This window comes from Bacteroides sp. An322 (assembly GCF_002161765.1).
Taxonomy (GTDB): domain Bacteria; phylum Bacteroidota; class Bacteroidia; order Bacteroidales; family Bacteroidaceae; genus Phocaeicola; species Phocaeicola merdavium.
Map to the genome: position 1 here is coordinate 21,333 of NZ_NFIN01000002.1, position 11,816 is coordinate 33,148.

Consider the following 11,816-nt stretch of genomic DNA (forward strand, 5'->3'; position numbering starts at 1 on the left):
TATAAAAAGGAACAATATATATGAAAACAAGATTCAATAAGTTTTGTCTGGCTTCGGTTGTAGCGGCTTCGTTATCATTAGGAGCATGCAGCGACTTCCTCGACAAGGAACCTTTGGCGCAAGGCACGGAAGCCATTACGTTCAAGACTCCTGAACAATTCGAACAGGCTGCCAATGCGCTGTATAACACCGATGGATGGAAAGACCTGAACGGTACAGCCTATTCTAATATGGACAAGAACCTGGACATCTCCGGCTTAGGCGCAAACGGCGGAGGGTCTGCTCCCGAATCAGACTGGCGGTGGGACAAGATATATGGACATATCCGTACTTCGAACGTTTTGCTGGAGAAGGCAGAAGAATACGGCGACAAGGATGCCATTGCCGCTTCCATAGGTACCGCTTATTTCTTCCGTGCATGGCAATATTTCACTCTGCTGAAGACTTTCGGCGGTGTGCCCATCATTGACCATGCCCCCAATATGAGTGATGAAGCATTGTATGCCCCACGTAACAGCCGGTATGAAGTGGCTAATTTCATCATCAACGATTTGGAACAAGCCATTCCTTTGCTCCCGATAGAGCAAGACATTCCAGATGCTGAAAAAGGAAAAGTCAGCCAGCAAGCCGCTAAAGCCTTCTTGGCAAGAGTGCTTCTGTATGAAGCTACTTGGGAAAAATACGTACCCTCTATTGATTATGATTTGGACGGTGACGGTACAGGTTCGGGGGCAGGTACGACTAAGCCTGACACTTACCAATCCGTGAGCGATATGCTGACCCGTGCTAAACAGCTTTCGAAAGAGGTTATTGAGGATGTGGAGATGAACGGCACTTACGCTTTGTGGAATGAATGCGACTCGTTGAGCTACTACTATTTGTTCAATATTGACGATAAGGGTGGTAACATTTGCAACTTCCGCGGTGCCGGCAAAAACACGAACAAAGAGTTCATTTTCTTCAAGAAGTACGACTATGACCTGAACCGTGGTGGTATCAACTTGACCCATACAGTCATTACGTGGCAAGCTACTAACATCAGTGCTTCGTTCGGTGAATCCTTCTTGTGCCGCAACGGACTTCCGATACGTATCAGCTATACGGGCAGTATGGCGGATGCGCAGAACAATCCGGAGTTCCTTGGTTATGGAGAGTTTGAAAGCGAATTCCGCAACCGCGACTATCGTTTTGTAGGCTGTGCCTTTTTGCCTGACCGTGTGACTTGGAGCGGTCGTCCGGAAGATAACCGTCAGTGTACAGAATTGGGCAAACCTTATCCTGATCCAGTATATCCGGCAAGTAACGATGTTAAAAACGAGAATGACCCTGCTTATAACAGCCCATTCTTGATTACCCGTCCTACCCTCCGCAACAGCAGTACGCATGCCACATACGGCAGCCGCAAGTATCTGCCGGAAGGAGCGAACCGCCCGCAGAACACCGAATCGGCAGATTATCCGCTGATCCGTTTGGCGGAAGTGTACTTGATTTACGCTGAAGCAACCTGCGAATTAGGCAATGGAAACATTTCGGACGCTGACTTGGATTTCTCTATCAACAAGACCCGTGCCCGTGCGGGTGTGGCTCCGCTTACCAATAACCTGATAGCGAATGTGTGGGACGCAGGTTATTTCGACCACGCTACCGGACGTACGATTTGCAAGAAAATGAACATGCTGGATGAAATCCGCCGCGAACGCGCTTGCGAACTCTTCGGTGAAGGTTTCCGTCTGGATGACTTGAAGCGTTGGGGCATTGCACATATCAACCTGACCGGTCAGAAATTAGGACGTCACGTATTGAATACCGCTTATACGAAATATACGGCAAACGACTTGAATTATTTCGGAGAGCCTTGCTATTATCCGGAAAGATATCCGTTACTGCACGGCGTTTATGAAGGAAGCGGACCGGATGATCCGGATTACGGACGTTCCATTGCCACCTTGGCTTCGGATTTGTTGTTCGAGAAACGTGAATACTTGGCACCTATCCCCTTGGCTCAAATGCGTCTGAATCCGCAATTGAAACAGAATCCGGGATGGTGATTTGAGAATAGATAGAAAAACAAAATAACAATCAATGAATTTGAAATGATGAAAACATTGAACTATATCTTTGGTATCTTGGCAGGAGCATTGATGTTTGTTTCTTGCGAAGACGAAATAGGAAGCCCAAACGTTGATTCGCGCGACTTTATCGATGTACAGAACGCTAAGGCTGTAGTAAGTAACGACGGTACTTACTATATCTTGACCCAATACGAAGACCCTGACACGATTGCGAAATATAACTTAACAATGAGTGTATTTATCGTTGACCGTGAAGAGGATGCCGTTAAAGTAGAAGCATTGAATGGTGCACAATACGTTAATTTTAGCGGCATCGGCATGAAGACCGATTACCGTCCGGAAGGGACAGATAGGAATAAAGACCATTATAACATTATGTTGGTTAACATTAGTGCTCGTGACGGGCAATAACTTCTGTTTATTTTAAAGTTATACATTTTAGCCTGTGAACCGCATTGCAGACGGTTCACGGGCTTTTTTTATTCAATGTAGAAAAATGGTTGTTTTTGTCATTTTGAATGAGTAAATTTACTTTTTTGTTCGTATTAATAAAGGAAAGTTGATTGGATTATAATAAAAATAAAGAGAAATATGAAACAGAAAACAGTATGGCTGGTGTTTGTGTTGTTGTGTTTGAACATCACAATGAGTAGAGCTGACGAAGGAAAGCTCGAAGTATGGAAAGCTCCAGAAGGGGTCTTGTTGAACGATAATTTTACGGTGAAAGTACGCCGTTCAGGGGGAACGTGGAAGAATCTGCCTTCTTATTTGATTAAAGTGGACAAGGTGGAAGGAGTCCGGCACGTGCCTCTGCCTTCTTCCATGGCTACATTTGGTTTTGAAGGAAAAGTAGAAGTGAGCGTCACTTACAATAAGGGGGAAATCCGAAAAGCGTGTGTACGTCCTGCGTCAAGAGGGATAGAGACGGTGGTAGAAGGGAATACGTTGACTTTTACGTTGGATAAGCCGGGCAATTTTTCGGTAGAGGTAAACGGAGATATTTTTAATAACCTGCACTTGTTTGCCAATCCTATCGAAACTGATGTGCCGGATAAGAAAGATAAAGATGTGATTTGGTACGGTCCCGGCATACATCGTCCCGATTCGGGCGAAGTGTTCCGCATTCCTTCAGGTAAGACGGTATATGTAGCTGGAGGAGCCGTGATGATGGGGCAACTCCTGATGGATAGCGTTGAGAACGTACGGTTGTTGGGACGGGGCATAGTAGACCATACGGTGAAGATGGGCATACGGATAAGCAATTCAAAGAATATTTATGTGGAAGGATTGTTTGCTACACAATGTGCGACCGGAGGGTCGGAACATGTTACCATCCGCAATGTGAAGTCCATCAGTTATTACGGTTGGGGAGACGGAATGAATATTTTTGCCAGCCGTCATGTATTGTTCGATAATGTATTTTGCCGGAATTCGGATGATTGTACTACGGTCTATGGAACCCGGTTGGGGTTCACGGGAGCCAGTTCAGATATTGCGATGCGTCATTCCGTTCTTTGGGCAGATGTGGCACATCCCATTTTTATCGGCATTCATGGCGATACGAAGAATCCCGAGGTGCTCGAAAATCTGACTTATGAGGATATCGACATTCTTGACCATAAAGAGTGCCAGTTGAATTATCAAGGATGTATGGCTATCAATGCGGGCGACAATAACCTGATACGTAACGTGCGTTTTGAAAACATCCGCATAGAGAATTTCAGACAAGGCCAATTAGTGAACCTTCGGATATTCTATAATGAGAAGTATTGTACGGCTCCCGGACGTGGCATTGAAGATGTCCTGTTTAAAGACATTACGTACACAGGTGACCATGCAGAGATTTCCATTATAGAAGGTTACAACGAGGAACGGAAAATCAAGAACATCCGCTTTAAGAATTTGAAGATTAACGGGACGGTGATATCCGATGATATGCAGGGAAAGCCCAAGTGGTATCACACGGGTGATATGGCTCGGATTTATGTGGGGCCTCACGTAGAAGGTGTGGTATTCGAAAGATAGCCGTAGGCAAATACCCGTTTTTAATGAAGGTACCTTCATCTGCCGTCGAAGGTATCTTCATCGCCCTACGAAGGTATCTTCATAAAACCAGGGGTGTTATAGCGATTGATTTTGTACACCTACTTAGTTACTTATGCAAGAAAATCAGTTTCTGTATTTCTGTGTGCTATTTCCTCGCACACCTTCATGTCCGCTCCTTGGAACACCACTTTCAGCAGGTGCAGTGTCGTGCCTTCACACAGTCTTTTTACGATTTTGTCATTGGCATACTTGTGCAGTTGTTCTTCGGCTTCCTTGCTTTTCGCCTCCACTTCAGTTTGGGCTGCAGAGGGCTTCACGTATTTCAGTTCCATGATGTAGCTGCGGGCAATTTCGGGATAGCGTGCCTTGTCGGGCAGCATGAGGAAGTCGCTGAACCCGTAGTTCAATTCTATTTCAGGCTCAACTAAGTAAAGGCTGTTCAGTGCGAGGTATGCCTTGAAGAACCCCTGCAAGTTGTGTTCGCCCAAGATGCTGTCGCGCACGGAATAGTTTTCACGGTATGCCGTGGCGATGTGCGTAATCAGGGGTTCCCATTCCCCGTCAAAAGACATCAGGTCCATTTTGTCTTGCAGCTCAGTTATGTTCATTGGTACACTCCGGTTGAAGTAGTCTCTCATGAAGCTCCAGTACTGTTCTTTTATACAGTTGTTCGGTATGGTCATTTCGATTCTTCTTCCAATGTTCTTTTTCATGGTGAGCAACCCGTAGTAATAGAGTAGGCTGCGGAAATTTTCGTCCTCTGTCACGTATTCGGCAGGGAATGAAGACTTCAGTGTCATCAGTATTGTTCCAGTGGCTGCAATCTCTTCGATGACGCTCATGCGGTTCTCCCGCTTGTTCCCTCGGTCGATGTCGGCGAGCATCTTCAGCTTCTTGTAGTCGGTACGGATGTTCTTGTCCACCATTTCTCTTGGAGGCCGGTTGTATAACACTTGGTGGCGCAGGTAATAAAACACCATGTCGCAGTTGTACAGGCGGTCATCGTCCAGACATTCTTGGGCGAAGCAATAGTTGTTGTACCACGGCTTCATTTCTGCCATCATGGCTTCGATGTCTGCATCGGGATGCAGCTTCCCGTTGTCTTGGTAGTAGTGGAACATGGTCCTTACGTCGCTTTCCGAGAATCCGAGAATATGGTTGAACTCTGGTGCCTGCGAGATGTTCCAGTCGATGTTGTATCCGCTTGAGAGGTCATCTAATGTGACTGGCGATACGCCGATGAGGAATACGCGGCTGAACATGGCTTTGAAAATCTTGAAGTAGTCTCTGTAGAATCCGCTGGCATGAGTCAGGTTTTGGAAGACTTCCTTTCCTCCTTCGCTGAGTATGACGTTGGTGAAGTTGTCATATTCATCGATGATGAGATACAAGGGGTAGCCCATTTCACGTGCTTTCGTGTTGATGGAGTTTAGTTTATAAGCGGCATTTGTCGCGTTCTTGACTTCGTAGAAGAAACTATCATCGTAAAAAGCGTGGTATCGTTCGATAAAGCGGTCCAATACTTTACAGCAGTAATCATTGAATGTCTGTTTTAAGTTTTCTATTCCTCCTGCCCCTACTAAAGAGAAGTCGAAGTAAATCACTTGGAAGGCGTTTTTCAGTGGGGTGGGGTGTTCTTTAATCCACAGCCCGTCAAACAGGGTGTCGAACCGGTCTGCTTTGGCGATGTCGTAGTACGCCTGCATCATGCTTACGAACACGCTTTTGCCGAATCGTCGCGGGCGGATAAGGAACAGGTAGTCGCTCGTTTCCTCCAAAAGCGGTAGATACATGGTCTTGTCCACATAATATCGGTTCTTGTTTCTCACGTCTTCGAAATTCGCTACGCCGTAGGGAATCCCTTTTACTACTTTCGCTTGTTCCATATCCATACAGTTTACAGTTGATTGTAAGGCAAAGATAAGCATTTATTCGTTTCCGGCTGCAACTTTTCTTTATCTTCGTTGGGTAAAAATGTTTTCTTGAACGTATAAACAGGTAAAAAGATTGGAAGATATGAAACGAATAAAGACATTGATAGGTGTCATGTGGCTCCGCAACATATTTAGCTGTAATAGGTACGGCGATTGCAATTTGGCTGAATACGAAATCGGGTAAGAAATGGCTATCGAATTTATAAAGCGGGACGAGAAAGGGATGTCGGGTTGACCGGCATCCTTTTTTTTATGTGCGGTTGAGTAAAAGCGGCGGCTTTTCCGTAGATAAAGGAAAACAATGAAGTAACGTATGAAGAAGATTGCAGGAATGATGTTGGCTTGCCTCGCAGGATGGGGCGGCGTGTGTGCCCAGTCGGTTTATCCGGGGAAGTTCGAAGGAAAATTTAAGGTAGAGAATAGTGTGCCGATGGCGGCGGAGTGCTTCGATTTGAGCGATGTGCGTTTGTTGCCCAGCCGTTTCAGGGAGAATATGGAGCGCGATTCGGCTTGGATGGTCTCGATAGAGGTTAATCAGTTGCTCCATAGCTTCCGCACGACGGCAGGAGTCTATGCGGGGCGTGAAGGAGGTTATATGACGGTGAAGAAATTAGGAGGTTGGGAGTCGCTCGACTGCGAGTTGCGTGGGCACATCACGGGACATTTGCTTTCCGCCTATTCATTGATGTATGCCGCTACAGGGGGCGAGGTGTTCCGTCTGAAAGGCGACAGCTTGGTGAGCGGGCTGGCAGAAGTGCAGCAGACAAATGGAAACGGATACTTGAGCGCTTATCCCGAAGAACTGATAAACCGGAATATCCGAGGCACGAGTGTATGGGCACCGTGGTACACACTGCATAAAATCTTTTCGGGTCTGATAGACCAATACCTATATGCAGACAACCGGCAAGCGTTGGACGTGGTGAAGCGGATGGGCGACTGGGCATATGCCAAGCTGAAACCGCTTTCCGAGGAGACCCGTCGCAAGATGATACGCAACGAGTTCGGGGGCATCAATGAGTCGTTTTACAATCTCTATGCCTTGACGGGAGACGAGCGTTACCGTTGGCTTGCCCGCTTCTTTTACCACGATGAGGTCATCGACCCTTTAAAAGAGGGGCGCGATGAACTGGGCACTAAGCACACCAATACGTTCATTCCAAAAGTGCTGGCAGAGGCACGTAATTACGAGTTGGACGGAAGCGAGGAGAGCCGTTCGCTCAGCAAGTTCTTTTGGAATACGATGATAGACCGTCATACTTTCGCGCCCGGATGCAGCAGCGATAAGGAGCATTATTTTGACCCTGCGCAATTCTCAAAACATCTGTCGGGCTATACGGGCGAGACCTGCTGTACGTATAATATGCTGAAGCTAAGCCGTCACTTGTTCTGCTGGGACGCTTCGTCCCGTGTGGCTGACTATTACGAGCGGGCGTTGTACAACCATATTCTTGGGCAGCAAGACCCAGCGACGGGAATGGTTGCTTACTTCCTGCCTTTGCTCTCGGGTTCACACAAGGTGTATAGCACGCCCGACCGCTCGTTCTGGTGCTGTGTGGGGAGCGGTTTTGAGAGCCATGCCAAATATGCTGAAGGTATCTATTATCATAACGAAGAAGGTGTGTTTGTTAATCTGTTCATCCCTTCTGTGTTACATTGGAGAGAGAAAGGCATTACCCTGCGTCAGGAAACCTGTTTCCCAGAAAGCGAAACCACGTCATTGATTGTTTCCGTGGATAGTCCGACCCGTGCCAAGTTGTTTTTGCGTTACCCGTTGTGGAGCGGAAAGGTCGAAGTGAAGGTGAACGGCAAGCGGATAAGGGTCGGTCAGAAACCTGGCTCATATATTACGCTTGATAAGGAATGGAGAGAGGGCGATTGTGTGGAAGTTACTTATCCGATGCATTTCTCTTTGGAGACTACGCCTGATGACTCGAGCCGCGCGGCGTTACTCTACGGGCCTATTGTACTGGCGGGCGAACTGGGGACGGAAGGGATGCAGGCTCCTGCCCCTGATTCAGACCCTTTGAAATACAACGATTATTATACTTATAATTATCACATTCCGGAAGGGCTTCCCGTTTCGTTGAAATGGGATGAAAAACATCCGGAAAACAGTGTGAAGCGTATTTCGGACAGTACTTTGCGATTCTGCACGGCGGACGGTGTGACAATTTCGCCGCTCTACGACGTACATCGCCAGCGTTACGTGGTGTATTGGAACGTGGAATTGAAAACTTATTCGGATGAAAAATAATCGTATTTCGATTGAGTGCATTTATCTGTTTGTTCGTATTCCTTAGTAAAAAGACGAAATTTATGAAACATCTTGTAGCTGGAATAATGATGTGCGTGGCAGGCGTTTCACTATGTGCTGCCGTGCCTGAGAAATTAGAAGTGGTGTCGCCCGATGGGACACACCGTTTGGAATGTTACACAGCCCGGACGGCTTCGGGAGTGAATACCTTATGTTATGAAGTGACATATAAAGGTAAGAAGGTGATAAAACAGTCGCGTGTGGGACTGGAACTGGACAATCGTGTATGGGAAAAAGCGTTGGGATTCTGTAAGCTGGAACAGCCAGATTGTTGGATGGATAATTTGGAAGTTGATTCGGTATCTTACGGGAAGCATGATGAGGTGTGGAATCCGTTGTATGGAGAGCGGAGCACCGTGCGTGACTGTTACAATGCAGGTACGTTGTACTTGTCGAAGAAAGACGGTTCGAAGTATCGAATGAACATTGAAGTGCGTGCCTACGATGAAGGCGTGGCGTTCCGTTATTTCTTCCCCGAACATCCGCAGGCTATCTTTCACAAGGTAACGGGCGACCTGACGGAATATACCCTTCCCGAAGGTACCAAGGCTTGGGCAGAAGAATGGGCACAAGCTCCTTTTGATTATGTGGACGTAAATGCGCTCAAACATCCTGTAGAGCGTACTTTGACGTTAGAACTTCCGGATGGGAAATGGATGGCTTTGACGGATGCTGATGTGGATGATTGGTGTCTGACTAAATTTATAGCATCTACGAAGAAGCGGAACACGTTGGAATCGGTGATGTACAGCCCTGTAGATGCCGTGACTTATTTTGCTTCACCGTGGAAAGTGATTATGGTGGCAGATAAGCCGGGTGAATTATTGGAACACAATGACATCATTCAAAACCTGAATCCGCCGTGCGAGATAGCCGACGCTTCGTGGGTGAAGCCCGGTAAGATTATGCGTGAGACCACTTTAACTACAAAAGGGGCGATGGAGACCATCGACTTCTGTGCGGCTCATAAGATACCGTATATGTTGTTCGACTGGCAATGGTATATGCCTTGCACTTCGTTTGACGGCGATGCAACTAAAGTAGTATCGAAACTCAATCTTCCGAAAGTCATTGCATACGGGAAGAAAAAGGGGGTAGGCGTGTGGCTTTATGTTAATCAGCACGCCTTGCAGAAACAGATGCGTGAGCTATTCCCCTTGTTACACGAATGGGGTGTGGTAGGCGTGAAGTCGGGGTTTGTGCAATACGCTTCCCACCGCTGGTCGGTGTGGTTGCACGATATGGTGCGTTATGCTGCTGAGAACAAGCTGATGATTAACATTCATGACGAGTTCCGTCCGTCGGGATTCAGTCGTACATACCCCAATTTGCTGACTCAGGAGGGCATCCACGGCAACGAAGAGTTTTCTGATGCCACACACAACACGATATTGCCTTTTACTCGTATGATTAATGGGGCGGCAGACTATACCATTTGTTATTACGATAAGCGTCTGAAGACCACTCATGCCCATCAATTGGCGGCATCGCTGATATTCTACAGCCCGTTGCAGACTATCTTTTGGTACGACAAGCCTTCGTTCTACGGAGGCGAACCTGAGATAGAATGGTTTGAAGAGTTGCAGACTGTATTCGATGAGAGCAAGGTTATCGACGGAACTCCCGGCAAGAATGTCACGATAGCCCGCCGGAGCGGAGAAGAATGGTTCGTGGGGCTGATAACTAATAACGATGCTTCCACACAGAAAGTAGACCTTTCTTTCTTGGAAGACGGAAAGACTTACGTGGCTCACTTGTACACCGATGGCGGGGAAGAGACTGGTACACGCACGCAAGTGAAATGTAGTAAGTTGTTGCTCACAGGCAAGCAAGCGTTGATGTTTGCCTTGAAGCCGAGTGGGGGAGCTGCTGTACGCTTGGTTCCCGCTTCGGAGAGAGACTTGAAGGAGTATGCTTCTTATCAGGGAGAGACTTTGTAATTAAAAAAACGCAGAGACGCAAAAGCGCAGAGAAATAATTTTATTTAGCGAAGGCGTAGGACGTAAAGCCGGATGCTATTCTCTGTGGTCTTTGCTCTTTTTAAAAATAGAAATTTTGCGATTCTGCGTCTCTGCGTTTGATTATATAAATGCATAAACTATTAAGAAATACGAATATGAAAGCAAGAAATTGGTTGATGGGAGTCGGATTGGCTATGCTTGCGGCTTGTACGGATTCGAACTCTGGTACAACATCCGGGCAATTCGATGTAGACAAGGTTTTGGCATATTGCGATACGCAGGTGCGTCGCACGTTAGATGAACTTTCCCGCGGGGATGAAGGGACGGACTATACGATGATGCCTCGCAACATTCCCGATAGTACATCGCATTGGTATTGTAGCAAGGCAACGAAAGAAGAATGGTGTGCAGGGTTTTGGCCCGGCATCCTATGGTATGATTACGAATATACGAAAGATCCCGTGATAAAGGCGGAAGCCGAAAGGTTTACCGATGCGTTGGAAAGCATTTCACACATCACGCCCGCCTATGATCACGATTTGGGTTTCCTGATGTTTTGCAGTTACGGAAATGGATATCGGTTAACGCATAACGAGGCGTACCGCGAAGTTATTCTCCGTAGTGCCGATGCGCTGGCTGAATTGTTCAACCCTAAGGCTGGAACTATCCTCTCATGGCCTCGTAACGTGGAAATGTTAGGAGGACACAATACCATTATGGATAATATGATAAACCTTGAGATGCTCTTTTGGGCATCGAAAAATGGAGGCGATAAGAATTTATATGATATAGCCGTATCGCATGCGGATACCACGATGAAGTATCATTTCCGTCCCGACTACACTTCGTATCACGTAGCGGTGTACGACTCGGTGACGGGACATTTCATCAAGGGTATGACGCACCAAGGTTATTCCGACAGCAGTATGTGGGCACGCGGTCAGGCTTGGGCGATATACGGCTATACGGTAGTCTATCGGGAGACGCAAGACCCGAAGTATCTCGACTTCGTACAAAGAGTGACCGACGTTTATCTGAAGCGTCTCCCTGATGACTACATTCCTTATTGGGATTTCGATGACCCTGCCATCCCTTATGCTCCACGTGATGCATCGGCTGCTTGTGTAGTGGCTTCGGCGTTGCTGGAACTTTCAGGCTATGTGTCTCCTGAAAAAGGAAGCACGTATCGGGAAGCGGCTCTTCGTATGTTGGAAAGCTTGAGTTCGGATAAGTATCAGTGTGGTAAGCAGAAGCCCGCTTTCCTTCTGCACTCTACGGGACATTATCCCAACGGTTCGGAAATAGACGCTTCCATCATTTATGCTGACTATTATTATATAGAAGCGTTGTTGAGGCTAAAGCGGGGAATATAGATTGAACTAGTTTATTCATTCCTTTACTATAGAGGGCACAGAGTACATAAAAAAATAATTAACACTCTGTGTCCTCTGTGGTCTAAAATTAATTATCTGCGAAAATTCGCATT

General features: G+C 46.8%; 7 protein-coding genes. 6 read left to right on the plus strand and 1 reads right to left on the minus strand.

The window, feature by feature from the left end; all coding sequences use genetic code 11:
• The first annotated feature begins 20 nt into the window (after positions 1-20).
• From B5F91_RS01205 to B5F91_RS01215, 3 genes are all read left to right on the plus strand, one after another.
• Positions 21-2,048: a RagB/SusD family nutrient uptake outer membrane protein gene (locus tag B5F91_RS01205; RefSeq protein WP_087427294.1), complete on the plus strand. Its 2,028-nt coding sequence runs from the start codon at positions 21-23 to the stop codon at positions 2,046-2,048.
• Positions 2,049-2,093: 45 nt separating this feature from the next.
• Entirely contained in the window at positions 2,094-2,483 is a 390-nt protein-coding gene (locus tag B5F91_RS01210) for a hypothetical protein (RefSeq protein ID WP_087427295.1), read from the plus strand.
• A gap of 180 nt (positions 2,484-2,663) precedes the next feature.
• Entirely contained in the window at positions 2,664-4,097 is a 1,434-nt protein-coding gene (locus B5F91_RS01215) for a glycosyl hydrolase family 28 protein (protein ID WP_087427296.1), read from the plus strand.
• 131 nt (positions 4,098-4,228) lie between these two features.
• Here B5F91_RS01215 and B5F91_RS01220 read toward each other — a convergent pair whose 3' ends face one another.
• The gene (locus B5F91_RS01220; RefSeq protein WP_087427426.1) at positions 4,229-6,004 is read right to left on the minus strand and encodes an ATP-binding protein; all 1,776 of its coding nucleotides are present in this window, start codon (positions 6,002-6,004) and stop codon (positions 4,229-4,231) included.
• A 361-nt stretch (positions 6,005-6,365) separates the two neighbouring features.
• Here B5F91_RS01220 and B5F91_RS01225 point away from each other — a divergent pair, with 361 nt between their 5' ends.
• The 3 genes from B5F91_RS01225 to B5F91_RS01235 all read left to right on the plus strand — a co-directional run bounded on the left by B5F91_RS01225 (position 6,366) and on the right by B5F91_RS01235 (position 11,703).
• Positions 6,366-8,309 (plus strand): glycoside hydrolase family 127 protein, encoded by a 1,944-nt coding sequence (locus B5F91_RS01225; RefSeq protein ID WP_087427297.1) that lies wholly within the window; start codon positions 6,366-6,368, stop codon positions 8,307-8,309.
• A 62-nt stretch (positions 8,310-8,371) separates the two neighbouring features.
• Complete coding sequence (locus B5F91_RS01230; protein ID WP_087427298.1) at positions 8,372-10,309, plus strand: glycoside hydrolase family 97 protein; 1,938 nt, start codon at positions 8,372-8,374, stop codon at positions 10,307-10,309.
• A gap of 176 nt (positions 10,310-10,485) precedes the next feature.
• A complete protein-coding gene (locus tag B5F91_RS01235) occupies positions 10,486-11,703 on the plus strand; it encodes a glycoside hydrolase family 88 protein (protein WP_087427427.1) in 1,218 nt (405 codons plus the stop codon).
• Positions 11,704-11,816 lie beyond the last annotated feature (113 nt).